The following is a 25,062-nucleotide window of genomic DNA, read 5'->3' on the forward strand; positions in this document are numbered from 1 at the left end:
GGATGGGGAGTCGAGAATAGGGAATCGAGGATGAATCCGCTGCCCACACCGCCGGCAGCGGCGGCGGACCTGCGCTGTCATCCATGCCCCGTTCCCGGCGTCCCGCTATCGCCGCAGCCAGCGCAGCAGCGGCTGCCAGTCGGCCTGGTGCTCGCGCACCTGCTGCGACTGGTAGTCGAACAGGCTCTTGCCCAGCCCCACCAGCACCACGTAGGCCTGGCTGTCGCGCAGCTGCGCCACCACCGGGTAGGGCCACTGGGCGAGCAACTCGAGGGCCTGCTGCGAGGCGTTGGTCCAGGGCCTGAGCCGGTTGCCGACCAGGCCGACCTTGAGCTCGCCGCGGCGCACCCGCGGATGCTTGGCCAGGGCGTTGAGGAACGGCACGGTGGCTTCGATGTCCAGCGCCGAAGGCAGTACCGGCACCACCACCGCGTCGGCATGCTCCAGCCAGGCGTCGAGGTCGTCGCGCATCGCCCCGGCCGGAGCGTCGATGACCACCCGTTCGGCATCCGCCGGCAGCGCGCGCCAGACGCTGCGCTGGCGGCGGCTGCCCTCGATCGGCAGCACCGCGCTTTCCATCCCGGCGCGTCGCTCGGCCCAGCGAGTCGAGGAGCCTTGCGGGTCGGCGTCGACGAGCGCTGTGCTGTGGCCGGCCAACGCCGACTGCGCGGCGATATGGGTGGCGATCGTGGTCTTGCCGACCCCGCCCTTGGAACTGGCCACCAGGACAGTCTTCATCCGCACCCTCCGATCCGACAGGTTCCCGCGAGGGTACACCGCCGCGCGCCCCGTCGCGAGCGGGCCTCTGCTATCTTCACGCCCCGTCTCCCGCCCCCGTGCCGCATGAGCGAACTGCAGGACCTGGCCGCGCTGATCCGCGCCGACACCCCGCTGATCGTGGTCGAGACCCCCGACGAGCCGCGGGTGGTGGAGCAATTCCGCCAGACCCTGACCCACGTGTGGCGGGCGATGTACCGCTGGACCATCACCGAGGGCCTGCGCCGGATCGACCTGGACCGCGAGGACCCGGCCGAGGACGCTGCCGACATCGGCACCACCCTGCGCGCGATCCGCGGCGCCGACCAGCGCGGCGTCTACCTGCTGCTCGATTTCCACCCCTACCTGGAATACGCCGGCAGCCAGCGCCAGTTGCGCGACCTGCTGCAGCGCCGCGACTGCCTGCCGCACGTGATCGTGCTGGTCGGGCACAAGGTGGAGCTGCCGGCCGAACTGGAGGCGCTGGCGGTGCGCCATACCCCGCGCCTGCCCGACGCCCGGCTGCTGCAGAAGATGGTGCACGAAGAGGCGGCTGCCTATACCGCAGAACACGACGGCCGGCGGGTGGAGCAGGACGACGCCACGGTGCGCCAGATCGTGCGCAACCTGCAGGGCCTGAGCCTGACCGACGCCCGCCGCATCGCCCGCCAGCTGATCTTCGCCGACGGCGTGCTCGGTCCGGACGACCTGCCGCAACTGACCAGGCTCAAGTTCGAACTGCTCAATCGCAGCGGCCACCTGCACTACGAATACGACACCGCGCGCTTCGCCGACGTGGCCGGGGCGCGGCGGCTGAAGCGCTGGGTCGAGCAGCGCCGCAAGGTCTTCGTCGAGGGCGAGGCGCCTCCCGGCCTCGACCCGCCCAAGGGAGTGCTGCTGCTCGGCGTGCAGGGCTGCGGCAAATCGCTGCTGGCCAAGGCGGTGGCGGGGGGCTTCGGCGTGCCGCTGGTGCGGCTGGACTTCGGCACCCTGTACGCCAAGTACCACGGCGAGACCGAATCCAATCTGCGCGCTGCGCTGGCCTCGACCGAGCAACTGGCGCCCTGCGTGCTGTGGATCGACGAGATCGAGAAGGGCCTGGCCTCGGGCGGGCCCGACGGCGACGGCGGGGTCTCGCGGCGCGTGCTCGGTTACCTGTTGACCTGGATGGCCGAGCGCAGGTCCAACGTGTTCCTGGTGGCCACCGCCAACCAGGTGCAGGAGCTGCCGGCCGAGCTGCTGCGCAAGGGCCGCTTCGACGAGATCTTCTTCGTCGACCTGCCCGACGCCGAGACTCGCCGCCAGGTGTTCTCCCTGCACCTGACCGCTCGCGATCTCGATCCGGCAGGCTTCGATCTGGATGCCCTGGCGCAGGCCGCGGAGGGCTTCTCGGGCGCCGAGATCGAGCAGGCGATCGTCGCCGGCCTCTACGCGGCCCACGCCGCCGGCACCCCGCTCAACGACTTCATGCTGCGCAGCGAACTGAAGCAGACCCGGCCGCTGTCGGTGGTGATGCGCGAGCAGGTCGCGGCCCTGCGCGCCTGGGCGGCGGAGCGCACCGTACCGGCGGACTGATCCGTCCGCCGGTCGGTCCTTGGCCCGGCACCCGCCCGGCGCCGCGGCCCGGTGCCGAGCAGGCACCGCGACATCCGGCCCGAAACCGCGTCTAGCGGTTCTCGGTCAGGGTCAGGGTGTAGCTGCCGGACTCGCGGATGTGGCCGACGTAGATCTCGTAGCTGCCCGGCATGAACACCGCGCTGATCTCCGGGTCGAGCGCGCCGTGGCTGTCGTCGTCGCACCAGGTGCGGCCCTGGCCGACCACCACCAGGCTGGCGTCGGTGGTGCTCTCGACGAACATGCGCAGCGCCACCTTCGAGGTGATCTCGAGGCGATGGTCCGGGGTGGTGTCGATCATGCCCTCGCACTGCGCGCCATAGGTGCCTGCGCTGCGGGGGCCGCCGGTGCTGCCGGTGGCGGTCTGCGGGTCCGGCGTGAAGCCGGCGCCGAGGCGGAAGTCGCGGTACAGGCCGCCGCCCGCCGCCTGCGCCGAGCCGCCGACCGCCTCGCTGAGGGTGAGGGTGTAGCTGCCGGCGGTGCCGAGGTGGCCGACGTAGACCTCGTAGCGCCCCGGTGTCAGGCGCGCGGTCAGCCGCGCGTCGAGCAGACCGCCGCTGTCGTCGTCGCAGAAGGTGCCGGCCGGCCCGGTCAGGACCAGCGTGGAGTCGGTGGTGCTGTCGACCGCCAGCTGCAGGTCGAGGGCGCTGGTCACGTCGATCACGTGGTCCGGCGTGGTGTCGATCATGCCGCTGCACTGGCTGCCGTAGCGGCTGGCCTGGACGTTGCCGCCGGTCAGCCCGGTGGCGGTCTGCGGATCGGGCGTGAAGCCGGCACCGAGCGTGAACCCGGCGTAGTCCTGGGCCTGGCCGGCAGCGGCAAGGCAGAGCATGGCCGCGGCCGCGAGGCCGCAGGAAAGATGGCGCTTCATGGTGGTCCCCCTGTATGCCCGCGGCCCGTCGTCCCCCGGACACAGGTCCGGTCGCGGCCGCGCGGCGGATCCTAGTATCGCGCGCAGCCGGGCCGCCGCGCCAGCGCGACGAAAGGCGCATTCGCGCCGGGTCGTCTCAGCCGCCGCGCGGCGGCTGCCAGCCCGCTGGCGGCTGCAGCGGGATCCCCGCTTCGGTGAGCAGGCGCTCGACCAGCGCGGGCTCGCCGGTGATCGCCGGATCGGCCAGCAGCCGGACCAGGTCCTCGAGGCCGCCAGCCTCGGCGGCCACGCTCAGCCGGCCCCATTCCAGCATCTGCCAGTCGAAGCGGCGCCGTGCCTCGCGCGCGGCGCGCTGGGCGTCGGCGTCAGCGGCGAGGTCCTCGGCCATGCCCAGCCCCACCATCCGCAGCAGCATCATGTCCGCGCCAGCCAGCAGGCGCGCGGCGCTGCGGCAGGCGGCGCCGCGCTCGGACACGGGGCCCGCCGCGATCGCCTCGCGGCAGGCCTCGGATAGCGGCTGCAGCGCCGGGAGGGTCCGGGCGACCAGCAGGCTCATCCCCATCGCCGCCGCGTACCCCTGGCTGGTGGCGGGCGCATCCGGAACCCCGATCAGCAGCGCCGCCTGTTCCGGCGCGGGCGGGTGCCTGTCCAGGGCTGCGACGATCGCGCGCAGCTGAGCGAAGAAGTGGCCGTTGAAGCCGCGCGTGGTGCGGGCAGCTCCGAGCGACGCGTCCACGCCCGCACCGTCGTCGAGCAGCCAGGGCGCAAGGTTGCCGGGCTCGAGCTGGCGCCAACGCGCCAGCGCGCGGCCGCGGACGGCCTCATCGGCACCGGCACCGGCCGCGATCAGGTTGAGTGCGACCACGTCCGTGCCGGCCCGCGCGAATGCCGTCTCGCGCCAGATGCGCGTCTGCGGATCCGCCGCGACGGGAGCGTCGCCCTCGCCTTGCCGGACCACGTCGCGCAGCAGCGCGGCCAGCGCCAGGTCACGCGGCCCGCCGTCGTCGGCCAGCCGCGCGACCAGTCCCTGCAGCCAGGCGCGGTGCGCGGCGGCGGCCGCGTCCTCCTGCGCGGACACCGGGCACGCCAGGGCCAGCAGCAGGAACGCTGCCAGCCACTTCATCGCCGCGCTGCGCGGGCGTCGCTCAGTACCCCCCTGCATGGCCGTCCTTCCGCGATTCGCTGGCGCCGATCCAGCCGCCGTGGGGGTTGGCCATGATCGCCTGATAGCCGCCGTAGGGACCGTGGGCGAAACGCACGCTGTGGCCCTTGCCCATCAGTGCGCGCACCGTCTCGTAGGGGAAGCCGCTCTCCAGGTCGACCTCGCCGCCGTCGCTCATCGCCAGCGCCTGCCCGGCCGGGTCGGTGCTGCCGTCGTGCTGGATGCGCGGCGCGTCGCCGGCTTCCTGCAGGTTCATGCCGAAATCGATCAGGTTGAGCAGGATCTGCACGTGGCCCTGCGGCTGCATCGCCCCGCCCATCACGCCGTAGGACAGCCACGGCTCGCCCTCCTTGGTCACGAACGCCGGGATGATGGTATGGAACGGGCGCTTGCCCGGCGCGTAGCCGTTGGGATGGTCCTCGCGCAGCACGAACTGCTCTCCGCGGTCCTGGAAGATGAAGCCCAGCCCCGGCGGCGCCATGCCGCTGCCCATGCCGCGATAGTTCGACTGGATCAGCGAGACCATCATGCCGTCGGCGTCGGCGGTGGTCAGATAGATGGTGTCGCCCTCGTCGAGCTGGCGCGGCGTGCCGGGCTGGGCCTCGCGCAGGGCGCGGTCCATCGAGATCAGTTCGCCGCGTTCGGCCGCGTACTCCTTGGAGATCAGCCGCGCCACCGGCGCCGGGTGGAAATCCGGGTCGGCGTACCAGCGCGCGCGATCGGCGAAGGCGAGCTTCTTGGCCTCGACGAACAGATGCACGTGCTCGGGGCTGCCGAAGCCGTAGCCGGCCAGGTCGTAGGGCTCGAGCAGGTTGAGGATCTGCAGCGCGGCGATGCCCTGCCCGTTCGGCGGCAGCTCCCAGACGTCGTAGCCGCGGTAGTTGGTCGACACCGGCTCCACCCACTCGCCCTGGTGCGCGGCCAGGTCCTCGTAGGACAGGAACCCGTCGTTGGCCTTGAAATACGCGTCGATGGTGCGGGCGATGTCGCCCTTGTAGAACGCATCGCGGCCGCCCTCGGCGATCATCGAGAGGGTGTTGGCGAGGTTCGGATTCTTCCAGGTCTCGCCGGTGCGCGGCGCGCGGCCGTCGATGGTGAACTGCTCGGCGAAGCCGGGCCATTTCGACAGCACCGGCACGCTGCGGTTCCAGTAGTAGGCGATCGTCTCGTGCACCGGATGGCCCTCGCGCGCATAGCGGATCGCCGGCGCCAGGTTGTCGGCCATCGCGCGCCGGCCGAAGCGTTCGTGCAGGGCGAACCAGGCGTCGACCGTGCCCGGCACCGTCACCGGCAGCGGGCCGTGCGGCGGCACGTCCTCGAGACCGCGGCGCCGGAATTCGGCCAGGGTGAGCGCACGCGGCGAGCGCCCGGAGCCGTTGTAGCCGTGCAGCCGGCGCGTCTTCGGGTCCCAGACGATCGCGAACAGGTCGCCGCCGATGCCGTTGCCGGTCGGCTCCATCAGCCCGAGCGCGGCGTTGGCGGCGATCGCCGCGTCCATCGCCGAGCCGCCTCCGCGCATCACTTCGAGCGCGATCTGGGTGGCCAGCGGATGCGAGGTGGCCGCCATGGCGTGCGGGGCGTAGACCTCGCTGCGGGTGGCGAACGGCGCGCCGGTGATGCGGTCGGCAGCCGACAGCGGCAGTGCGGCGGCGCAGCACAACGCCAGGACGGCGGCGGCGCGCAGGAGCGGGCGGGGCGGCAACGGGCTCACGGCGTTCTCGCAGGGTGGATCCGGCCTACACGATACCGCGCCCGCTCCTCCCTGCCTCGGGTCGCCCCTAGCTGGGCGCGCGGTCGGCGCGGCGCTAGGGTCGGATGCATCCGCATGGAGGGGCGTGGCATGAGCCTGAACATCGAGTCCTCGCAGGTCGCGCAGCAGCCGTTGCGCAACGCCCAGTCCGAGGCCGCCGGCCCGATGCAGCAGCCGTTGCCGCAGGTGCCGACCGGCAGCTACCGCCTCGAGCCCACCTACCACCCGCAGCTGGCGGCGCTGTTCCCGCAGCAGGCGGCCAACGCCTCCTTCGACGCCCAGGTCCGCGGCCAGGCGCCGCAGGCGATCGACCTGCAGATGATGGAGCTGGCGGCGGCGGTCTACGACCCTTCGGTGCAGTCGGTCGGCGACTGGAGCCGACTGGACGACGCCCAGCTGCTGGCGGCCGGTATCGACCCCGCCTCGCTGGAGAATCCCGAGACCGGATTCCGCGCCGGCATCTACACCGACGGCGAGGGCAACCACGTGCTGGCGTTCGCCGGCTCCAACGAGTTCCAGGACTGGACCGGCGCCAACCTGCGCCAGGGTCTTGGCTGGCAGGCCGAGCAGTACGACGAGGCCATACAGCTGGCGCAGCTGGCTGCCGGCGCGTTCGGCGACAGCCTCGCCATCACCGGCCACTCGCTGGGTGGCGGACTGGCGGCCACCGCCTCGCTCGCCACCGGCAATGCCGCGGTCACCTTCAACGCCTCCGGCGTGCACGACGCCACCATGCGCAACCTCGGTCTCGATCCCGGCGCCGCCAGGGCCGGCGCCGAGGCCGGGCAGATCCGCCGCTACAACGTCGACGGCGAAGCGCTGACCAAGGCGCAGCAGGACATCTGGGTGGTCAACGGCATTCCCGATGCGCCCGGGCACGAGATCGTGCTGGACGATCCCGCGCCGCTGACCGGCTGGAGCCGCTTCAACCCGATCGCCATCGTCCAGCATGCCGGCGAGCTGCATTCGCAGGATTCGGTGCTCGACGCCCTGCGCGCCCAGCGCCCCTGGGAGAACTGACTGCCGCCGTGGCGCAGCGCCCGGGTGTGTGAGAATCGGCCGATGCGCGCCGCACTGCTGACGATCCTGCTGATGCTGTCCGGCGCCGCCTGCAGCGGAGACGCCATGGACGCCAAGCAAGCCTTTCCCGAAGACCCGACCGCCGCGGCGCTGGCCGAGGCCGCCGCCGCCGGCGATGCTGCGCGCGTCGGCGACCTGGTGCGGCAGGGCGCCGACCCCGACGCGCAGGGCGAGAGCAAGGTCAATCTGCTGCAGCTGGCGATGCTGGCGCAGAGCAAGACCGGCCTGCGCGCCCTCCTCGAGGCCGGGGCCGATCCCAACCGTCCGGGGCTGGGCGGCAGCACCGCGGTGCACGGCGCCGCCATCGCCGACGACCCGGAGTACCTGGAGATCGTGCTCGCGCACGGCGGCGACCCCGACGCCCGCCACGGCGAAACCGGCGCCACGCCGCTCGCCGGCGCGACCGGGCCGCGCACCGATGCGCAGTTCCGGCACCTGCTGGAGGCGGGCGCCGACCCCGGCGCGGCCGACCGCACCGGCAACACCCCGCTGCACCGCGCGGCAATGCTCAATGCCGGCAGCCAGGTGCTGGCTCTGCTCGAGGCGGGTGCCGACCCCGGCGCCAAGAACGCCCAGGACGCCACCTTCCAGGCGTATTTGTTCAAGACCCCGGCCGACCGCCTGACCGCCGAGGCGCGCGGCGGCCGCGAGGCGGTGCTGACGTGGCTGCGCGCGCACGACGTCCCGCTGGAGGCAGGCGCGGGCGACTGATCGGGCGGCGAAAGGCGTCGCGCCGACAGCCACCGCCCAGCGCCGTAGGAGCGTGTCGTGCGCGCGAAAGCGGCGCGGTCGCCGAAGCCGGAATCACCGCCAGCCCGGCCGGAGCCGCCCGCGGCCTTCGCGGCCATGGGCCGCTCCTGCGGGAAAGCGCGCCGCCCCGCCCCGCGTAGGAGCGTGCCATGCACGCGAAGACCGGCGCGGCCACCACGCCCGCGATCGCCGCCAAGCACCCGGCGCTGCCCGGGCGCTCGGCCACGGGCCGCACCCGCGCGCAGGGCGGCGGACTCGGGTCAGCCCTAGCTGGCAGCGGCGTCCGCGCTGCCCTAGCGTGGGCAGCGACACGGGTGACGCCCGACCGGAGCAGGGACATGTCCGTCCAGTTCGACAATGCGGTTTCGCTGGCGCAGCAGCACAACCTGCCGCCGCCGCCCAACCCCGAGACCAATCCCGCCGGCTACAACCAGTGGCTGCAGGAAGCCGCGCCCTACGTCGCCGAGCCCGCCTACCATCCGCAGTTCGGCAGCCTGATGGCGGCCAACGGCGACGCCTCCCCGGTCCCCGCCGGCTCGTTCGCCGAGCAGGCCCGCGGCCAGGAGCCGCAGGCCGTGCTCGACATGGACCTGGCGCTGCTCTCGGAGGACGTCTACAACGCCGAAGGCGCCACCGCCATCGGCGCCGGCAGCTGGACCCGGGTCGAAGACCTGCCGCCCGGCATCTCCACGCCCCTGTCCAGCGACGCCAGCGGCTTCCAGGCCGCCATCTACACCGACGGCAACGGCCGCTACGTGCTCGCCTTCGCCGGCACCGATCCGGCCAGCGGCAGCGACTGGCTGACCAATGCCGGCCAGGGCCTGGGCTTCGACACCGCGCAGTACCGCGACGCCATGGCGCTCGCCCACGAAGCGCGCGCCGAGTGGGGCGATGGCCTGGTGATCACCGGACATTCGCTCGGCGGTGGACTGGCCTCGGCCGCGTCGCTGGCCACCGGCAATCCGGCGGTGACCTTCAACGCCGCCGGGCTCAGCGACGAATCGCTGCGCAGTCTCGGCTTCACCCCCAACGGCGCGCGCGAGGTCGCCGCCGACGGTCAGGTGCGGCGCTACAACGTCGAGAACGACATCCTGACCGGAGTGCAGCAGAACGGCATGCCGCTGCCGAATGCGGTCGGTCACGAACTGCGCCTGGACAACACCAACTTCATCAAGGACCCGATCCGCGCGCACCTGATGCCGGCCGTGCTCAGCGGCCTGGAGCGCGGCAACGTCACGCCGGTGGAAACCTCGCCGCTGGACAGCGCCATCGAGCGCCCCGGTGAGGCGGTCTTCGACTTCGCCGGCAACGCCATCCGCGAGGGCGGCGGGCTGGTGGTCGACACCGCGCGCGACGGCGTCGAGCTCGGCCGCGACCTGTTCGATTCCGGGCGCGACCTGGCCAACGGCCGTCCCATCGACGCCGTGGTCGGGGCCACCGGCGACATCGCCGAGTTCGCGCTGCAGGGCACGGGCAACGTCCTCAACCGCGGCCTTGCCCTGACCGGGGATGCGGTCAATGCGACCGGCAATCTCGCCGGGGGCCTGATCCGCGACCTCGGCGACGCGGTCGGCCTGCCCGGAGCGGGCGAGACCGTCGGCGGCTGGGTCGAGGGCGGCACGCAGTGGCTGGGCGACGGGCTCGACACCGTCGGCGGCTGGGCGGAACGCGGACTCGACTGGGCCGGCGACAAGGTCAGCAGCGGCCTGAATGCCGCCGGCGAATGGACCCAGGACCGCTGGAACGATTTCAAGGACAGCAACTGGAATCCCGGCAACTGGTTCTGATGCGCCGTAGCGCGCGGCCCCGCCCTGCGACGTCCGCCGGGTGCGGCGCACGCATGCCGTTCACCTCGGCGGTGGCGGGCCTTCACTAGACTGCGGGCCAGCCTTCCGTGCCGATCGCCGCGATGCCGCCTTCCCCTCGAACCCCGTCGCACTGCGCCCTGCTCCGCTGGGTCGCGGTGCTCTCGTTTATGCTGTTGTCCGGCGCCGCCTGCGCCAGACAGGGAGCCCAACCGGTGGATGCCAACGAAGTCTTCGCAGATCCGCGCGCGGCCGAGCTGGCCGCCGCCGTCGCCGCCGGCGATGCCGCGGCCGTGCGCGCCCTGGCGCAGGCCGGCGCGCCCCTCGATGCGCAGGGCGACAAGCAGGTCACGCTGCTGCAGTGGGCACTGCTCAACAAGTCGCCGCGCGGCATGGAAGCGCTGCTCGACGCCGGCGCGGATCCGGCCCAGCCGGGGATCGACGGCGACACGGTGATCCACCTGGCGGCGATGGCGAACGATGCGCAGTACCTGGAACTGCTGCTGGCGCGCGGCGCCGATCCAGGCGCGCGCAATGCCGTCACCCAGGCCACGCCGCTGGCCTCGGCGCTGCGGGGCAAGCGGGAGGCGCAACTGCAGGCCCTGCTCGATGCCGGCGCGGACCCCAACGCCGCCGATCGCGGCGGCAACACGCCGCTGCACCAGGCCGCCAAGTACAACGACCCGGTGAACGCACTGAAGCTGCTCGAGGCGGGCGCCGACCCGAATGCCCGCAACGTGCAGGACGTCACCTTCCAGCGCTTCCTGTTCACCACCCGTGAGGACGTGCTCAGCGGCGAGGCCAAGCGCGGCCGCGAGCGGATCCGCGACTGGCTGCGCGCCCATGACGTGGCGATCGAGGATCCCGCCGGCGGTTGAACCGCGACGGCGCTGCGGTTCGCACACCGGGTATCACCGCCCATCCGGCCGGGGACTCCCGCGGTCTTCGCGGCCATGGGCCGCTCCTGCGGGCGGCCCGGCCCTCAGGGCCAGGCCGGCGGATTCTCCTGCCAGGCGGCATGCACTTCGCCGAGGGTGGCGCGCTCGTCGGCCCGCCAGTCGGGCAGCAGCGCGCTGAAGTCGCCAGGGCTGCGCCAGCGCTCCGGATGGGTGCGCACGGCGGCGGCGTACCAGTCGCGGGCCTCGTCCCGGCGCTCCAGCCGCCACAGCGCCATGGCCAGGGTGGGCGGCAGCCATTCCGGACCGGCCAGGCGCCCCGATACGGCCGCCTGCCATTGCTGCAGCGCGCCCTCGGCATCGCCGCTGCGCAGCAGGTCCCAGCCGTAGTTCCAGTGGATCGACGTGCGCAGCGGGCTGCGCCGCGCGCTGTCGGCGAGCGCGCGCTCGTAGAGGGCGATGCCGGTCCCGGTGCGTCCGGTTCGCATCGCCGCGTGGGCCAGCTGCGCGGCGGCACGGTCGGCGTCGCGCTGGCCGCGCTCGACGACCTGCATCAGCCGCGCCAGGGTGGCCTCGTCGCTGCCCTCGATGGCGACCACCGGACGCGTGGTCAAGGCGTCCTCGGAGAAGTAGAACTCCTTCGGCCGCGGCAGGCTCTGGGCGAGGGCGACGAGCGGCAGCAGGAGCGCAAGGCCCAGGCCTCGGACAAGCATGGTTTTCATGGCAGTGGCACGTGTTCCGGATCCCCGCGGGCATTGTAGCGGCGCGCGCGGACCCCTGCGTGACTGCGCACTCAGCCGCCGCCGTAGCGCGCCAGCAGTTCCCCGTTGGGCAGCGCCGGCGCGAACAGGAAGCCCTGGGCGCGGACGATCCCCAGCGCCCGCAGGGCGTCGACGTGCGCCTGCGACTCCACTCCCTCGGCCACCACCTCGAGCCCGGTCCGGCGCGAGATTCCCGCCACCGCCTCGACGATGGCGCTGTCGTAGCGGTCGCCCGGCAGTCCGGCCACGAAGCTTCGGTCGAGCTTGATGGTGTCGATCGGCAGCCGCCGCAGATAGCCCAGCGACGACCAGCCGGTGCCGAAATCGTCCAGCGCGACGCCCACCCCGAGCGCCCGCAGTCGCCCCAGGGTGCGCGCGGCCCCCTCGGCGTCGGCCAGCAGCGCGGTCTCGGTCAGCTCCAGGCACAGCCGGGCGCGCGGCAGCCCGGTGGCGTGCAGCACCTGCTCGACGTCGGCGACCAGGCCGGGCTGCTCGAACTGCCGCGCCGAGACGTTGACCCGCAGCACCGGCGCGACCCCGTCGCGCGCCGGCCAGCCGCAGGCCGTGCGGCAGGCGCGCTCCAGGACCCGGCGGCCGATCGGCACGATCAGGCCGGACGATTCGGCGACGTCGATGAAGTCCTGCGCTGCATGCAGGGCGCCATCCGCATCGCGCATCCGCAGCAGCGCTTCGGCGCCCAGCCAGCGCCCGTCGCGCAGGTCCAGCTCCGGCTGGTACCAGACCTCCAGCCGGTCCTCCACCATCGCCTCGCGCAGCGCGCGCTCGGTGGCCAGGCGCCGCAGCAGGCCGCGGTGGTGCTCGGCATCGAACACTTCGCAGCGGTTCTGCCCGCCGCTGCGCGCGCGCTGGCTGGCGAGTTCGGCGTTGCGGAGCAACGTATCGGCCGAAGGCGCGACCAGGTCGTGGGCGAAGGCGATGCCCACCGCCACCGCATGGCCGGCACCCTGCACCAGGGCCAGGCAGCGTTCGGCGATCTCCAGCGCCTCGGCCTCGAGCACGTGGCCGTGCGGGAGCAGCGCGAAAGCGTGTTCGCGGACCCGCGCCAGGGTGGCGGCATCGCCGAATTCCCGGCGCAGGCGCCCGGCCGCAGCCACCAGCACGGTGGCGTCGTCGCCGACCACGGCGCCGGGCTCGACCTGGAGGTGGATCGCCGCCAGACCCCGGGAATCGCCGTGCAGCGGCCGCAGCGCGGCGTGCGCGACCTCCAGCAGGTGATCGCGATTGGGCAGATCGGTGAGCGGATCGTGCAGCTCCAGGTAGCGCAGCCGGCCCTCGGCCTCGCGGCGGCGGTCGATCTCCGCCGCCATCGCCACGTAGTCGCCGATGCTGGCGGCGAAAGCCTGGTCCTCGGCGCTCCACCGCCGCTGCGCGCCGACCTGCTCGTGGCAGACCACGCCGACCACCTCGCCGGCGCAGCGCACCGGGGCGTCGAGCATCGAGGCGATGTCGTGGCGCCGGAGATACCCGTCCAGGGCCGGGTCGGCGGCGGTCAGGGCGCGATCGCCGGCCAGGTCGGCGGCATCGATCACCCGCAGCTCGCCCAGCCGTGCCGCGTATTCGCTGCCCAGGACGAGTTCCTCGCGCGAACCGGCCGGGTTGTGCCGGGCACCGGCGCGCAGGTACAGGTGCACGCAGGCGAGCCGGGCGCGGGAGGGATCGAGCAGCCACACGCCCACGCGGTCGGCTTCCAGGGTGGCGGCGGCGATCTCGCAGATCCGCGCATACGCGGTCTCCAGGCTGCAGCGGTCGTGCCAGACCTCCCTGGCCAGCGCCACCAGTGCCTGGTTGTGGCGGCGCGCCCAGGTGCCGCTTTCGCTTCGATCGGTTGCCTGCGCCATGGCCGACATCCCTCTCGCCCCCTACGGTGGCCGGGTAAGGTTCCCCGCCCCGTCGCCATCCTGCGCCCGTTGGCCCGACGGCGCCAGTCCGCCACCTGTCCGGACGAGGGCGGATGGGCCGCTGCTACAATTTCCGGCTGCCCGGACGCCGCGTCACGCCGCCGCGGCCCGCCAGCGACCCGTTCGCAAGCCGAAGACTCCGCCATGACCAGCACCGCCGAGCTCTCCTCGCCCGCCTCGGCCGATACCGGCCTGACCCGCGGCGTGGTCGATCCCGACTACACCCTGGAAGACCGCTACACCCGCACCGGCGGACGGATCTACCTGTCCGGCGTGCAGGCGCTGGTGCGGCTGCCACTGATGCAGCGGCTGCGCGACCGGGCCGCAGGCCTGGACACCGGCGGCTTCGTCTCCGGCTACCGCGGCTCGCCGCTGGGCGGGTTCGACCTGGAGCTGTGGCGCGCGCGCAAGCACCTGGAAGAGGCGGGGGTGAAGTTCCAGCCCGGCCTCAACGAGGATCTCGGCGCGACCATGGTCTGGGGCACCCAGCAGACCGGGCTGTTCCCGGGCGCGCGGGTCGATGGCGTGTACGCGATGTGGTACGGCAAGGGCCCCGGCGTGGACCGCTGCGGCGACGTGTTCAAGCATGCCAACGCCGCCGGCACCGCGCGCCACGGCGGCGTGCTGGCCCTGGCCGCCGACGACCACGCCTGCCGCAGCTCGACCCTGCCGCACGGCTCGGAGGGCGAATTCACCAGCGCGATGATGCCGGTGCTCAACCCCGCCGGGGTGCAGGACATCCTCGACATGGGCCTGCTGGGCTGGGCGATGAGCCGGTACACCGGCCGCTGGGTGGGGTTCAAGACCATTGCCGAGACGGTCGAATCATCGGTGTCGGTGGACGTGGATCCGTTCGCGCTGCAGATCGCCACGCCGGAAGATTTCGAGCTGCCGCCCGGCGGCCTCAACATCCGCTGGCCCGACCCGCCGATGGACCAGGAGATGCGCCTGCACCGCTACGCGGTGAAGGCTGCGCAGGCGTTCGCGCGCGCCAACCGCATCGACCGCGTGGTGATCGACGCGCCGCGACCGCGGCTGGGCATCGTCACCACCGGCAAGAGCTACCTGGACGTGCTGCAGGCGCTGGAATACCTGGGCCTGGACGCACGCGCCTGCGCCGAGCTCGGCATCCGCGTCTACAAGGTCGGCATGACCTGGCCGCTGGAACCGGTGGGCATCCGCGCCTTCGCCCAGGGCCTCGAGGACATCCTGGTGGTCGAGGAGAAGCACGGCTTCATCGAGGGCCAGATGAAGGAGCTGTTCTACAACTTCGATTTCGGCCTGCCCGGCGGCGGGCGGCCGAGCATCGTCGGCAAGTACGACGAGGCCGGCGAGTGGATCCTGCCCTCCACCGGCGAGCTGACCCCGGCTCGGATCGCCGCGGTGATCGCGCGCCGCATCCAGCGCTTCCACGACTCCGAACAGATGCGCCAGGTGCTGGCGTGGATGGAGCAGAAGGAAAGCGAACTGGCGCTGCCGCGGGCGCAGTTCCCGCGCGTACCGCACTACTGCTCGGGCTGCCCGCACAACAGCAGCACCCGGGTGCCGGAAGGCTCGCGAGCGCTGGCCGGCATCGGCTGCCACTACATGGTGACGTGGATGGACCGCGACACCGACACCTTCACCCACATGGGCGGCGAAGGCGTCACCTGGGCCGGGCAGGCGGCGTTCACCGAGACCCCGCACGTGTTCCAGAACCTCGGCGACGGCACCTATTTCCATTCCGGCTCGCTGGCGATCCGCCAGGCGGTGGCCGCCAAGGTCAACATCACCTACAAGATCCTCTACAACGATGCCGTCGCGATGACCGGCGGACAGCCGGTCGACGGCAGCCTCAGCGTGCCGGACATCGCCCACCAGATGCGCGCCGAGGGCATCGAGACCATCGTGGTGGTGAGCGACGACATCGGCAAATGGTCGAAGCCGGAGCTGTTCCCGTCCGGGGTCGAGTTCTTCGACCGCGGCGAGCTGGACGCGGTGCAGCGGCGCCTGCGCGAGGTGAAGGGCGTCTCGATCCTGATCTACGACCAGACCTGCGCCACCGAGAAGCGCCGCCGCCGCAAGCGCGGCAAGATCGAGGACCCGGCCAAGCGCGTGTTCGTCAACACCCTGGTCTGCGAGGGCTGCGGCGACTGCGGGCAGAAGAGCTTCTGCGTCTCGGTGCTGCCGCAGGACACCGAGTTCGGGCGCAAGCGCGCGATCGACCAGTCCAACTGCAACAAGGACTACAGCTGCGTCGAGGGCTTCTGCCCGAGTTTCGTCACCGTGCACGGCGGCAGGCCGCGCAAGGGCCGCAAGGTCTCCGCGGCCGAGCGCCTGGCAGACCTGCCGATGCCGGAGTTCCGCACCGACCTTTCGCAGCCCTGGAACATCCTGATCACCGGCGTCGGCGGCACCGGCGTGGTCACCATTGGCGCGCTGCTGGGCATGGCCGGGCACCTGGAGGGCCGCGGTTCGACCGTGCTCGACCAGACCGGACTGGCGCAGAAGGGCGGCGCGGTGACCACCCACATCCGCATCGCCCGCAAGCCGGCCGACATCCACGCGGTGCGCATCGCCGCCGGCGAAGCCGACCTGGTGCTGGGCTGCGACATGGTGGTGGTCAACGACTACTGGGCGCTGTCGAAGATCCGCGCCGGCCGCAGCCAGGTGGTGCTCAACACCTGGGAAGCGATGCCCGGCACCTTCACCACCCGCCCGGACATGGAGTTCCCGGCCACCGACATCGTCGCCGCGATCCAGGGCGCGCTGGGCGGGGAGGCGCCGCTGCTGGTCGACGCCACCCAGCTGGCCACCGCGCTGATGGGCGACGCGATCGCCGCCAACCTCTTCATCCTCGGCTACGCCTGGCAGCGCGGTCTGGTGCCGCTGTCGCTGGAGTCGCTGATGCGCGCGGTCGAGCTCAACGGCGCGGCGGTGGAGATGAACAGGACCGCGTTCGCCTGGGGTCGGCTGGCGGCGATCGACTTGTCCGCAGTGGAAGAGGCGGCGGGGATCGTGCGCAACGCCCCGACCGCTGCAGAGTCCACGCCGCACCTGCTCGACGCGCTCCCTCCGGGCGACTGGGAAGGCAACGAATGGGGCGCCACCAGCGCACCCAAGCCGCTCCGCGACGAGGACGATCTGCGTCATCTGCCCGCCTCGGATCCGACGGCCGCGGACCGCCCGCCGATGTCCGCCGCCCGCGCCGCGGGTGACGGGGACATCGCCCGCGACGTGGGCGGCCGGACGGCCACCGGTGACGGCAATGTCGCCTTCCTGCCGCTGGACGACCTGCGCCTGTCGCGCTCGCTCGACGAGCTGATCGCCCGCCGCATCGCCTTCCTCACCGACTATCAGGACGTCGGGTACGCGCGTCGCTACGGCGATTTCGTCGCCCGAGTACGCGCGGCCGAAGCGGAAAATACGCCGGGCTCCACCGACCTCACCGAAGCGGTCTCGCGCTATTTCTTCAAGCTGATGGCCTACAAGGACGAGTACGAGGTGGCGCGGCTGTACACCAGCGGCGAGTTCCGCCGCCGCCTGGAACAGCAGTTCGAAGGCGATTACACCGTTCACTTCCACCTCGCGCCGCCGCTGTTGGCCAGGAAGAACGACAAGGGCGAACTGCAGAAGAAGGAATTCGGCCCCTGGGTGTTCCGCGCTTTCGGCGTGCTGGCGAAGCTGCGCCGCCTGCGCGGCACCGCGCTCGACATCTTCGGCTACACCGCCGAGCGGCGCATGGAGCGCCAGCTGATCGAGGACTACGAGCGCACCGTGGGCGGCCTGCTGGAAAGACTGGACGGCGGCAACGTCGACCTCGCCGCACAGATCGCCAGCGTGCCCGAGCACATCCGCGGCTACGGCCACGTCAAGGAAGCGCATCTGCACGCCGCCAAGGCCCGCGAGGCCGAGCTGCTGCGCGAATGGGACAACCCGCTGCGGGTGGTGCAGGTGGCGGCGGCCTGACATGGACGGCGGCGGCGCGGGCATGATGACGTCGCTGCCGATCCTCGTGCTCGACCTGGCGGGCACCTTCGCATTCGCGATCAGCGGCGCCACCCTGGGCGTGCGCAAGCAGCTGGACCTGTTCGGCGTGCTGGTGCTGTCCTTCGCCGCGGCGACCGCAGGCGGCATCGCCCGCGACGTGCTGATCGGCGCCGTGCCGCCGGTGGCGCTGGCGGACTGGCGCTACCTGGCGGTCTCGCTGCTGGCCGGGCTGGTCACCTTCCACGCGCACGAACGGGTGGAGCGACTGCGCAACCCGGTGCAACTGTTCGACGCGGTCGGGCTGGCGCTGTTCGCGGTCACCGGCGCCGGCAAGGCGCTGGCCGCCGGCCTCGGGCCGAGCGGCGCGGTGATGCTGGGGATGCTGTCCGGCATCGGCGGCGGCATCGCCCGCGACCTGCTGGTCGCGGAGATCCCCATCGTCCTCCGGCGGGAGTTCTACGCCGTCGCCGCCCTGCTCGGCGCGGCCTGCGTGGTCGCCGGCGATGCGCTCGGCTGGCCCGCGGCCTTGTCCGCGATCGGCGGCGCGGTGCTGTGCTTCGCGCTGCGGTTCATGGCGATCCGGCACGGCTGGCAGCTGCCGGTGGGCGGCGGCGGCCCCCCGCGGCGCTGACCGCGTACCGATGTCCGGCCGGGCTCAGGCGCCCTCGCCGGCCATCACCACCAGGAACTCGCCCCGCCCCTGCTCGACCCAGAACTCGTGCCGCATGCCGGCGGGCACGAATACGCTGTCCCCACGGGTGAGCACGCGCGCGTTGCCATCGAAGCGCGCGTGCAGCTCGCCAGCGAGCACGATAAAAATGGAATCGAACTCGTTCGACTGATCCGACGGATCGCTGTTGACGTGCATCCCCGGTTCCAGCCCATACCATGCGGTGCGAAGGCCTTCCCCGTAGTAAAGCGGCACCGCGTGGCCGCCGTGCACCTCCCGGCCATGGCCGAAGCCGAAGCGCACGACCTCCGGAGCGCCCATGGTGAAGAAGCGAAACCACGCCGGGATCAGTTCCGCGCGCACGCGGCCGCCCCCGGCGTATTCCTCGCCGACGTCGACCTCCATCGGTACCGGGTCGCTGGCCTTCGCCTTGCCCATGGTGGTGAGCACGTTCATCCGGCCGCTGGCCAGGTCGCAGTAAACGGCGCGGGTCGCCTTGAACCGCGTGGCCGGCGCGTCGCCAGCGGCCGCGACGATCCGGCCATCGCCGCCCCTGGTCAGCTCGACGGCGAACGCCTGGCCGGTATCGGTCACCTCGAGTTCGAAGACGATGTCGCCGGTCAATCCGGCTGCGTCGCTCTCGCGCCAGTCGTCGGCCCACGCCCGTACTGCGGCCTCGACGTCGCAACTCCCGTCGGCTCCGGCATTGGGTTCGGTGTTGGCGGCCACGACGGCAGGCAACAGCAGTGCCGCGAACGCGGCGGCTAGGAGCAGATGGCGCATGGAGCCTCCGGGGGATACGTGTAGGCCGATCGTCGCAGCGAGACGGATCGGGCACCCGTGCCAAAGGTTCGGCTCGTCCCAGCGCCCGCCAATAGCGGTGAACCGGTATCACTGCGGCTTCGTCGTGGACGCGCAGCGTCGGGTGGCCATCGACGCAGAGCCGCTGCGTGGATGAGACAATCCACCCCATGGTGGTACCGCCCGCGCGGCGCGTCCCCGCGACGGCCGTCGGGTTCGGCGGACGCCCCGGTCGGCAGCATCCCCATGTCCACGTTCCTGCGACGGACCATGTCATGCTGTCGATCCGGACATATCCCCACGCCGCCCTCCCACCGCGGTACGCCGCGCGGATGCAGGCGCTCGCCAGCGCCGAGTTCGACCGCTTCCCCATCGTCCGCGAGACGCTGTGGGCGACGCCGGACTGGTCGTTCGTCGGGCTCGATCACGATGCGCTGGCGTGCTTCTGCAACGTGGTGCAGCGGGCGGTGCATGTCGACGGGCGGGCGGTCCGCGTGGCGGGACTCAACAACCTGGTGACGGCACCGGCGTTCAAGCGGCGCGGGCTGGCCTCGGAGCTGCTCGGCGAGGTGCAGCCGCGCTGGTTCGCGGAGCTGGGGGCGGAATGCGGCCTGCTGCTGTGCGCCGACGCGCTGGTGCCGTTCTATTCGCGCCTGGGTTGGCGGCCGGTCCATGCCCAGGTCCGCTTCGACCAGCGCGGCGACAGCCGGGTCTGGGCGGCCGCCTGCATGCTGCTCGGAGCTGGCGGGATGGACATCGCCGCGGAGGCGATCGACCTCCGCGGCCTGCCCTGGTAGCGCTCAGAGCGCCTCGATGTACGCGGCCATGCGCTGGCGGCCGGCCTCGTCCGGCATCCGGCCGCTGGCCGCGCCCATGTTGTCGACCAGATGGTGCGGCTTGCTGGTGGCCGGCGTGGCGCAGGTCACCGCCGGGTGCGAGACCACGAACTTGAGGAAGAACTGGCCCCAGCTGGCGATGTCGTAGTCGGCCGCCCAGTCCGGCAGTTCCCGCCCCTCCACTTTCTCCCACAGCCGCGTGCGCCCGAACGGCGCGTACACCAGCACGCCGATGCCGCGCTCCTGCGCCAGCGGGAAGATGCGCTGCTCCATGGTGCGGTTGTCGACCGCATAGTCGACGCCGATAAAGTCCAGCGCCTCGTCGCGCATCAGGCGCTCGAGCTCGTCGTACTGGCGTTCGACGGTGGTGGTCAGGCCGATGTAGCGGATTCGACCGGCGGCCTTGGCCTCGGCCAGGATCGGCAGCTGGGTCGGCACGTCGCCGAGGTTGTGCACCTGCACCAGGTCGACCGGCGAGCCGGGCGCGCGCGCCAGCGACTGCTCGAGCTGCGCGCGCGCGGCCTCCGGGTCGGCCGCGCCGCCGCCGCGCGCGGCGACGTTGAGCTTGGTGGCCCAGAACAGCTTGTCGCCGAGACCGGCCTCGCGCGCGGCCTGGCCCGCCACCTCTTCCGCCGCGCCGTAGCTGGGGGCGGTATCGAACACGCGGCCGCCGTTGCGCGCCAGCGCCTCGAGAATGGCGCGGATGCCGGCAGCATCGCCTTCGCCGGCGAGCCGCGAGAACGAGGCGGAGCTTCCCAGCCCCACCACCGGCAGTTGCTCGCTGGTGCCGGGAATCGCCCGGGTCAGCAAGGCGCGCGGGCTGTCGTCCGCCAGCAGCAGCCGCGGGTTGATCGCCAGCGCCACGCCGGCGGCGATCGAAAGCTTCAGGTATTCGCGTCGCGTGATCATGGGAAGGACCTCGTTCACGGGTAGCGCCGTTCTACCACTCCTTGGCCCGCCAGACGAGACACCGATTGTTGGCCGGCATGCCGACGTCGGCGACGCGGCGCAGGCCGGCGGCGGCCGCGAGCGCGTCCACCGCCTCGAGATCGCGGATGCCGGAACGCGGATCGCGCGCCTGCAGCCAGGCGTCGAAATCGCGGTTGCTGTCGCTGGTGTAGGCGCCGCCGTAGTTGAAGGGTCCGTAGACCACCAGCACGCCCTCCCGCACGTCCGCCAGCGCCGCCCCGGCGCCCCGGAAGAACGCCTCCACCGCGTCCCAGCCCATGATGTGCAGGGTGTTGGCGGTGAAGATCGCGTCGGCTGCGACCGCGGGCCACGGCGATCGCGTCACGTCGAGCGCCAACGGCGCAGGCGTGTTGGGCAGGTCGGCCTCCTCCAGCCACGCGCGGATCCCCGACAGATTGTCCTCCAGATCGGAAGCCTGCCAGGTGAGGTGCGGCATGGCGGCGGCGAAATACACCGCGTGCTGACCGGTGCCGCTGCCGATCTCGAGAACCCGGCGGCGGCCGGCGAAGTGCTCGCGCAGGACCTGGAGGATCGGCGCGCGATTGCGCTCGCAGGAGGTCGATATCGGCTTCATGGTGGAACGTGCGTCGGCGGCAGTTGCGATGCGATCGCGATCCTCGCACATCGCGGCCCGGTTCCGTCCGAGCGACGCGGCGCGGGTAACGGCCCCACGCCGGGCGCCGCCCCCAGCGGCACGGCTTCGCGGTGCCTGCAGGAGCGCGTCGGCGTCAGCGTATCCGGGTCCGCGCCCGCGCGCTCTCCCCACGCAGCGCACGGAACTCGCTGTCGCGGTCCCACACCGGCCATTCGCCGGAATCGGCGATCGTCCGCACCAGCCGCAGCACCACCTCGGTATCGGCGGTGGGCCCGCGCATGTCCCAGCCGTCGTCGAACTCGTCGTCCGGCTGGTGGTAGCGCTCGGCGAAGTAGCGGGCGCGCGCGGCCTTGCCGCCCTCGACGCCGCCCTCGAGCTGGTCCATGCCCGGGCCCACGGTGATCGCCGGCACCCCGGCCTGGGCGAATGCGAAATGGTCGGCGCGGTAGAAGAATCCCGCCTCCAGATCCGGATCGGGCGAATACACGCGGCCCTCGGCGACGGCCGCGGCCTCCAACTCGCGCTCGAGCGAGACCTTTCCCAGCCCCCAACTGGAGATGTCGCGGGTCGGCCCGTCCGGGCTCCACATCTCCATGTTGATCGCCGCGGCGGTGGTCTCCAGCGGGCGCACCGGGTTGGCGGCGTAGTGGGTGGCGCCGAGCAGCCCGCTTTCCTCGGCGGTGAGCGCGGCGAACAGCACGCTGCGCGACGGTGCCGGCCCAGTTTTCAGCACCCGCGCGATCTCCAGCATCGAAGCGATCGCGGTGGCGTTGTCGACCGCGCCGTTGATGATGGCGTCGCCGCTGTCGTCCGGCTGGCCGATGCCGAAGCTGTCCCAGTGCCCGGAGACGATCACGGTCTCGTCGGCACGGCCGCTGCCGGGAAGCAGGCCGAGCACGTTGCGGCTGGTGATGCGGCTGCGGGCGACGTCGAACTTCGTCGAGAACGACGCGTCGCCGAGCGCATGCGCCCGGAAGCCGGGCTGCTGCGCCGCGCCCTTGGCCTGCTCGAAGTCGAGCCCGGCGTCGGCGAACAGGCGTTCGGCCACCGGGCGCTGGATCCAGCCGCGCACGCGCAGGTGGTGGCGGTCGGCGTCGTCGCGGACGATGTCGAACTGCGGCGCCGCGCGGCCGTTGCGCACCGTGGCCCATGGGTACGCCGCGGGTTCGGTCTCGTGCACGATCAGCACGCCGGCGGCGCCGCGGCGCGCTGCTTCGAGGTACTTGTAGGCCCAGCGCCCGTACCAGGTCATGGCACGCCCGCCGAACCGTCCCGTCGAGGTCTCGAAGTCGGGATCGTTGACCAGCACCACCACGATCTTGCCGGCCACGTCGAGGCCGGCGTAGTCGTCCCAGTCCAGTTCGGGCGCGGTGATGCCGTAGCCGGCGAACACCAGCGGCACGTCCTTCATGTCGACGCCGCCCGCCGGGTGCAGGGTCTCGAGCGCGATCTCCTCGCCGTTGGCGAGCGTACGGACGTCGCCGGCGACGCGGAACGAGGCGGCGACCGCGCCGCGGATTTCGCTGCGCTCGAGGGTGACCGCCTGGGTCCAGCCGCCGTCGTCGCCCGCCGGTTCGAGCCCGGCCGCGGCGAACTGCTCGCCGATGTAGGCGACCGTCTTCTCCTCGCCCGGGGTGTCGGGGGCGCGGCCCTCGAATTCGTCGGAAGCGAGGATGCGCAGGTGACCGGCCAGGTTGTCGGCGCTGATCGCGCCGCCAGCGGCGTCGGCGGCTCGGACTTCCCGTGCATCGCGGGCGGCGTCGCCCGAAGGCGGCGCGTCGCGCGAGCAGCCCGCGACGGCGGCGGCGGCGAATACGGCGAGGAACGATGCGGCGAAACGGATCATGGGCGACGGGACGGGTGCGGGTTGCGCCCATCCTCGCACGCTGCGAGGGCCGTCGGGGCGAATCGCGCCATCGAGTGCCCTGGTGGGGGCGCACCGCGCGCACGAACGACCCGTGGCCGTGCGGATGGGGAGCAACCCTGCCGGGTTAAACTCCCGCCGTCCCCTGGATCGACAAGGAGCAACGCATGAGGAAGACGTCCACCCTGCTCGCCGCCACCGTCCTGTCGGCCTGTGCCGCCGCGGCAGCGAACGATGCGCAGCCACGCGGCTATGGCGTCGGCGAGGAGATTCCCGTCACGCTGACGCTGCACACCAGCAACGGCGAGCCGCGCGGGCGGCAGACGCCGATCTTCTCCAAGTACCGGCCGACGGTGAGCTTCGCCGGCGGGCCGGAAATCGTCTGCTCGGTGAGCATCCCGCGCCAGGTGCGCAGCATCGCGCCCGGGCAGACCGCCGAGGCGAGCTTGAACTGCCAGGAAGCCGTGGCGGTTGCGCCGGCGGCCACCGGTTTCGTGGTGCTCGAGAGGGGCCGGCAGATCGGAACGGGCGAGGTGCGTCTGCCGCCGGCTCCGTAGCGGCCCGGCGAACGCATGCTCCACCGATGGATCGCCACCCGCCCTGCGCGGGCCCGGGCGGCAATCCGGGAATCACGCTGCGCTGCAGACCTCAACCCACTGATCGTCGCGCCTTCCCGACGTTCGTGCCCGCGCGCGCGGCCCGGCGACGCGCGGCGGCCAGAAAGCGCATCGCCGCCTGCTCCCACTGGCGCGGACCGCGGGCACCGGCAGCGGCGCGCGCCAAGTGGCCGTCCTGCCAACCCTCGAACACCAGCGGATCGATGTACGCCTTGCGGCACACCGCGGGTGTGTTGCCGAGGATGGCGGCCACGGCACGGGTCACCTCGTTTCGCGCGGCGGTCAGCGCGCGCGCACTGGGGCTGTCGCCATGCACGGGCTCCGGCAGCGGGGTGCAGGCCAGCTCGCGGAACGCATGCAGGGTCCCGCCCCAGGTGCGCACGTCCTTGGCGGTGAAGTCGGCACCGGTGGCCTGGCGCAGGTAGTCGTTGACGTCGGCCGAGCCGACCGGCTGCACGCCGCCGTCGTCGTCGCGGTACTGGAACAGCGCCTGCCCGGGCAGGTCCTGGCAAGCGCGCACCAGCTTCGACAGGCGCGCATCGTCGATCTCCAGCTCGTGCTGCAGTCCGCCCTTGCCGCGGAACTTCAGCCGCGCGCGGCCGCCGCGCAGGAAGGCGACGTGGCGATCGCGGAGCGTGGTCAGGCCATAGGAGCGGTTCTCGCGCGCATAGCTGTCGCTGCCCACCCGCGCCAGCGTTTCCAGCATCAGCGAGACGACGATCGCCAGCACCTTGTCGCGCGGCAGCCCCGGCCGCTTGAGGTCGATGCGCAGGCGCCGGCGCAGTTTCGGCAGCGCGCGCGCGAACTCAACCAGGCGTTCGTACTTGCCCTCGTCGCGCACCTGCGCCCAGCGCGGGTGGTAGCGGTACTGCTTGCGGCGGCGCGCATCGCGGCCGGTGGCCTGCAGGTGACCACGCGCGTCGGTGCAGATCCACACCTCGGTATAGGCGGGCGGGATCGCGAGCGCGCGGATCCGCGCCAGGACGTCGGCATCGCGCACCACGCTGCCGTCCGGCATCCGGTAGCAGAAGCCGCGGCCGGCGCGGCGGCGCGAGATGCCCGGCTCCGTATCGCACACGTAGACCAGGCCCGCATCGGCGGCGTCGGCTTCCGAGGTGCCGGGCGGACCGGCTGCGGCGCGGGAGGGCATGGCATGAAGATGCGGCATCGCCGCGTCAACGGCGCGCGAACCGCCCATCACCAGGAGTTTGGCGAGGCGACTTCGTCGGCAACGGGGCGGCGTCGGGAAGCGCGCATGTCCCCGGTCCAGCCGGCGGCAATTCCGGGCGCCGTCGACCGCGCCGGCCTTCGCGTGCATGGCACGCTCCTACGAAAGCCGCGGGATTCTCTGCTCGAGTCGGCGGCGATTCCCGGCCT

The 25,062-nt window shown here is 72.4% G+C and carries 20 protein-coding genes; 9 read left to right on the plus strand and 11 right to left on the minus strand.

Features of this window, described 5'->3' with window-relative positions:
• Positions 1 to 105 precede the first annotated feature (105 nt).
• On the minus strand, positions 106 to 738 hold the full coding sequence (locus H0E84_RS07145) for a ParA family protein (protein ID WP_180677953.1): 633 nt from the start codon (positions 736 to 738) through the stop codon (positions 106 to 108).
• 105 nt (positions 739 to 843) lie between these two features.
• Here H0E84_RS07145 and H0E84_RS07150 point away from each other — a divergent pair, with 105 nt between their 5' ends.
• Positions 844 to 2,331, plus strand: coding sequence for an AAA family ATPase (locus H0E84_RS07150; RefSeq protein WP_180677954.1), 1,488 nt, complete (start codon positions 844 to 846; stop codon positions 2,329 to 2,331).
• Between the two features lie 91 nt (positions 2,332 to 2,422).
• Here the strand turns inward: H0E84_RS07150 and H0E84_RS07155 are convergent, their stop codons facing one another.
• From H0E84_RS07155 to ggt, 3 genes are all read right to left on the minus strand, one after another.
• Positions 2,423 to 3,241: a hypothetical protein gene (locus H0E84_RS07155; protein ID WP_180677955.1), complete on the minus strand. Its 819-nt coding sequence runs from the start codon at positions 3,239 to 3,241 to the stop codon at positions 2,423 to 2,425.
• Between the two features lie 136 nt (positions 3,242 to 3,377).
• Positions 3,378 to 4,403 carry a hypothetical protein gene (locus tag H0E84_RS07160; RefSeq protein ID WP_180677956.1) on the minus strand — a complete coding sequence of 342 codons (1,026 nt, stop codon included), beginning with the start codon at positions 4,401 to 4,403 and terminating at the stop codon, positions 3,378 to 3,380.
• Positions 4,387 to 6,087: a gamma-glutamyltransferase gene (ggt, locus tag H0E84_RS07165; protein ID WP_180678044.1), complete on the minus strand. Its 1,701-nt coding sequence runs from the start codon at positions 6,085 to 6,087 to the stop codon at positions 4,387 to 4,389. The genes H0E84_RS07160 and ggt overlap by 17 nt, the downstream gene beginning before the upstream one ends.
• A gap of 156 nt (positions 6,088 to 6,243) precedes the next feature.
• On the opposite strand from ggt, the gene H0E84_RS07170 reads away from it, so the two are divergent.
• From H0E84_RS07170 to H0E84_RS07185, 4 genes are all read left to right on the plus strand, one after another.
• Positions 6,244 to 7,173 carry a Tle-like phospholipase domain-containing protein gene (locus H0E84_RS07170; RefSeq protein WP_180677957.1) on the plus strand — a complete coding sequence of 310 codons (930 nt, stop codon included), beginning with the start codon at positions 6,244 to 6,246 and terminating at the stop codon, positions 7,171 to 7,173.
• Positions 7,174 to 7,215: 42 nt separating this feature from the next.
• A complete protein-coding gene (locus tag H0E84_RS07175) occupies positions 7,216 to 7,944 on the plus strand; it encodes an ankyrin repeat domain-containing protein (protein WP_180677958.1) in 729 nt (242 codons plus the stop codon).
• Positions 7,945 to 8,321: 377 nt separating this feature from the next.
• Positions 8,322 to 9,770, plus strand: a complete 1,449-nt coding sequence (locus H0E84_RS07180) for a Tle-like phospholipase domain-containing protein (RefSeq protein ID WP_180677959.1) — start codon at positions 8,322 to 8,324, stop codon at positions 9,768 to 9,770.
• Between the two features lie 233 nt (positions 9,771 to 10,003).
• On the plus strand, positions 10,004 to 10,666 hold the full coding sequence (locus H0E84_RS07185; protein ID WP_180677960.1) for an ankyrin repeat domain-containing protein: 663 nt from the start codon (positions 10,004 to 10,006) through the stop codon (positions 10,664 to 10,666).
• A 104-nt stretch (positions 10,667 to 10,770) separates the two neighbouring features.
• Here H0E84_RS07185 and H0E84_RS07190 read toward each other — a convergent pair whose 3' ends face one another.
• A complete protein-coding gene (locus H0E84_RS07190; protein WP_425600470.1) occupies positions 10,771 to 11,406 on the minus strand; it encodes a tetratricopeptide repeat protein in 636 nt (211 codons plus the stop codon).
• Between the two features lie 71 nt (positions 11,407 to 11,477).
• Complete coding sequence (locus H0E84_RS07195; protein ID WP_180677961.1) at positions 11,478 to 13,304, minus strand: putative bifunctional diguanylate cyclase/phosphodiesterase; 1,827 nt, start codon at positions 13,302 to 13,304, stop codon at positions 11,478 to 11,480.
• 204 nt (positions 13,305 to 13,508) lie between these two features.
• On the opposite strand from H0E84_RS07195, the gene H0E84_RS07200 reads away from it, so the two are divergent.
• Together H0E84_RS07200 and H0E84_RS07205 are read left to right on the plus strand one after the other, a co-directional pair.
• Complete coding sequence (locus H0E84_RS07200; protein ID WP_180677962.1) at positions 13,509 to 17,312, plus strand: indolepyruvate ferredoxin oxidoreductase family protein; 3,804 nt, start codon at positions 13,509 to 13,511, stop codon at positions 17,310 to 17,312.
• Positions 17,313 to 17,337: 25 nt separating this feature from the next.
• The gene (locus H0E84_RS07205) at positions 17,338 to 17,964 is read left to right on the plus strand and encodes a trimeric intracellular cation channel family protein (RefSeq protein WP_180678046.1); all 627 of its coding nucleotides are present in this window, start codon (positions 17,338 to 17,340) and stop codon (positions 17,962 to 17,964) included.
• A gap of 24 nt (positions 17,965 to 17,988) precedes the next feature.
• On the opposite strand, the gene H0E84_RS07210 is transcribed toward H0E84_RS07205, so the two are convergent.
• Positions 17,989 to 18,786 carry a cupin domain-containing protein gene (locus H0E84_RS07210; protein ID WP_180677963.1) on the minus strand — a complete coding sequence of 266 codons (798 nt, stop codon included), beginning with the start codon at positions 18,784 to 18,786 and terminating at the stop codon, positions 17,989 to 17,991.
• Between the two features lie 350 nt (positions 18,787 to 19,136).
• Between H0E84_RS07210 and H0E84_RS07215 the strand changes: the two genes are divergently transcribed.
• Positions 19,137 to 19,601: a GNAT family N-acetyltransferase gene (locus tag H0E84_RS07215; RefSeq protein ID WP_180677964.1), complete on the plus strand. Its 465-nt coding sequence runs from the start codon at positions 19,137 to 19,139 to the stop codon at positions 19,599 to 19,601.
• A gap of 3 nt (positions 19,602 to 19,604) precedes the next feature.
• On the opposite strand, the gene H0E84_RS07220 is transcribed toward H0E84_RS07215, so the two are convergent.
• The 3 genes from H0E84_RS07220 to H0E84_RS07230 form a co-directional block, all read right to left on the minus strand.
• Positions 19,605 to 20,549 carry an aldo/keto reductase gene (locus tag H0E84_RS07220; RefSeq protein ID WP_180677965.1) on the minus strand — a complete coding sequence of 315 codons (945 nt, stop codon included), beginning with the start codon at positions 20,547 to 20,549 and terminating at the stop codon, positions 19,605 to 19,607.
• Between the two features lie 31 nt (positions 20,550 to 20,580).
• Positions 20,581 to 21,183, minus strand: a complete 603-nt coding sequence (locus tag H0E84_RS07225) for a DUF938 domain-containing protein (protein WP_180677966.1) — start codon at positions 21,181 to 21,183, stop codon at positions 20,581 to 20,583.
• Positions 21,184 to 21,337: 154 nt separating this feature from the next.
• The gene (locus tag H0E84_RS07230) at positions 21,338 to 23,050 is read right to left on the minus strand and encodes a M28 family metallopeptidase (RefSeq protein WP_180677967.1); all 1,713 of its coding nucleotides are present in this window, start codon (positions 23,048 to 23,050) and stop codon (positions 21,338 to 21,340) included.
• A 185-nt stretch (positions 23,051 to 23,235) separates the two neighbouring features.
• Here H0E84_RS07230 and H0E84_RS07235 point away from each other — a divergent pair, with 185 nt between their 5' ends.
• Positions 23,236 to 23,625: a hypothetical protein gene (locus tag H0E84_RS07235; protein WP_180677968.1), complete on the plus strand. Its 390-nt coding sequence runs from the start codon at positions 23,236 to 23,238 to the stop codon at positions 23,623 to 23,625.
• Between the two features lie 91 nt (positions 23,626 to 23,716).
• Here H0E84_RS07235 and H0E84_RS07240 read toward each other — a convergent pair whose 3' ends face one another.
• A complete protein-coding gene (locus H0E84_RS07240) occupies positions 23,717 to 24,835 on the minus strand; it encodes a DNA topoisomerase IB (RefSeq protein ID WP_180677969.1) in 1,119 nt (372 codons plus the stop codon).
• Between the last annotated feature and the right edge of the window lie 227 nt (positions 24,836 to 25,062).

This window comes from Luteimonas salinisoli, from assembly GCF_013425525.1.
Taxonomy (GTDB): domain Bacteria; phylum Pseudomonadota; class Gammaproteobacteria; order Xanthomonadales; family Xanthomonadaceae; genus Luteimonas; species Luteimonas salinisoli.

Excerpts from the sequence above, each read along its gene's own strand:
- H0E84_RS07175 (WP_180677958.1), top strand. The coding sequence starts at position 7,216 with ATGCGCGCCGCACTGCTGACGATCCTGCTGATGCTGTCCGGCGCCGCC.
- H0E84_RS07225 (WP_180677966.1), bottom strand. The coding sequence starts at position 21,183 with ATGAAGCCGATATCGACCTCCTGCGAGCGCAATCGCGCGCCGATCCTC.
- H0E84_RS07240 (WP_180677969.1), bottom strand. The coding sequence starts at position 24,835 with ATGCCCTCCCGCGCCGCAGCCGGTCCGCCCGGCACCTCGGAAGCCGAC.
- H0E84_RS07170 (WP_180677957.1), top strand. The coding sequence starts at position 6,244 with ATGAGCCTGAACATCGAGTCCTCGCAGGTCGCGCAGCAGCCGTTGCGC.
- H0E84_RS07190 (WP_425600470.1), bottom strand. The coding sequence starts at position 11,406 with ATGAAAACCATGCTTGTCCGAGGCCTGGGCCTTGCGCTCCTGCTGCCG.
- H0E84_RS07195 (WP_180677961.1), bottom strand. The coding sequence starts at position 13,304 with ATGGCGCAGGCAACCGATCGAAGCGAAAGCGGCACCTGGGCGCGCCGC.
- H0E84_RS07200 (WP_180677962.1), top strand. The coding sequence starts at position 13,509 with ATGACCAGCACCGCCGAGCTCTCCTCGCCCGCCTCGGCCGATACCGGC.
- H0E84_RS07155 (WP_180677955.1), bottom strand. The coding sequence starts at position 3,241 with ATGAAGCGCCATCTTTCCTGCGGCCTCGCGGCCGCGGCCATGCTCTGC.
- H0E84_RS07210 (WP_180677963.1), bottom strand. The coding sequence starts at position 18,786 with ATGCGCCATCTGCTCCTAGCCGCCGCGTTCGCGGCACTGCTGTTGCCT.
- H0E84_RS07180 (WP_180677959.1), top strand. The coding sequence starts at position 8,322 with ATGTCCGTCCAGTTCGACAATGCGGTTTCGCTGGCGCAGCAGCACAAC.
- H0E84_RS07220 (WP_180677965.1), bottom strand. The coding sequence starts at position 20,549 with ATGATCACGCGACGCGAATACCTGAAGCTTTCGATCGCCGCCGGCGTG.
- H0E84_RS07215 (WP_180677964.1), top strand. The coding sequence starts at position 19,137 with ATGCAGGCGCTCGCCAGCGCCGAGTTCGACCGCTTCCCCATCGTCCGC.
- H0E84_RS07205 (WP_180678046.1), top strand. The coding sequence starts at position 17,338 with ATGACGTCGCTGCCGATCCTCGTGCTCGACCTGGCGGGCACCTTCGCA.
- H0E84_RS07150 (WP_180677954.1), top strand. The coding sequence starts at position 844 with ATGAGCGAACTGCAGGACCTGGCCGCGCTGATCCGCGCCGACACCCCG.
- H0E84_RS07145 (WP_180677953.1), bottom strand. The coding sequence starts at position 738 with ATGAAGACTGTCCTGGTGGCCAGTTCCAAGGGCGGGGTCGGCAAGACC.
- H0E84_RS07235 (WP_180677968.1), top strand. The coding sequence starts at position 23,236 with ATGAGGAAGACGTCCACCCTGCTCGCCGCCACCGTCCTGTCGGCCTGT.
- H0E84_RS07160 (WP_180677956.1), bottom strand. The coding sequence starts at position 4,403 with ATGCAGGGGGGTACTGAGCGACGCCCGCGCAGCGCGGCGATGAAGTGG.
- H0E84_RS07230 (WP_180677967.1), bottom strand. The coding sequence starts at position 23,050 with ATGATCCGTTTCGCCGCATCGTTCCTCGCCGTATTCGCCGCCGCCGCC.